This window comes from Klebsiella sp. HN106, assembly GCF_051209435.1.
Classification (GTDB): Bacteria; Pseudomonadota; Gammaproteobacteria; order Enterobacterales; family Enterobacteriaceae; genus Klebsiella; species Klebsiella oxytoca.
Map to the genome: position 1 here is coordinate 1 of NZ_JBLURD010000201.1, position 309 is coordinate 309.

At 57.3% G+C, this 309-nt stretch carries 1 protein-coding gene and 1 pseudogene; both read right to left on the reverse strand.

Annotation, left to right across the window (positions count from 1 at the left end; translation table 11 throughout):
* Positions 1–112: pseudogene (gene apaG / locus ACSIPU_RS30910) on the reverse strand (Co2+/Mg2+ efflux protein ApaG); the annotation flags it as partial.
* A 2-nt stretch (positions 113–114) separates the two neighbouring features.
* The coding region (locus ACSIPU_RS30915; protein ID WP_435322520.1) for an rRNA adenine N-6-methyltransferase family protein at positions 115–309 on the reverse strand (195 nt) is incomplete at its 5' end.

Genomic DNA, 309 nt, shown 5'->3' on the forward strand with positions numbered 1-309 from the left:
GGTTGCGAATGGTGACGGTGTAAGCGAAGACGTAGCGCTCTTCTTCCGGGGAAGACTGCGATTCGATATAGACGCTCTGTACCTGGACACACACCCGGGGCGAATGAATCATGGTTAGCTCTCCTTCGTTGGCAGATTGTCAGACAGCCAGTTGGCCATCAGGCAGTACTGCGCCACGGAAATATTTTCGGCGCGCATGGCCGGGTCGATGCCCAGCTCGGTCAGCACTTCCACGCTGAACAGATTGCCGAGACTGTTGCGGATAGTCTTGCGGCGCTGGTTGAACGCTTCGGTGGTGATGCGGCTCAG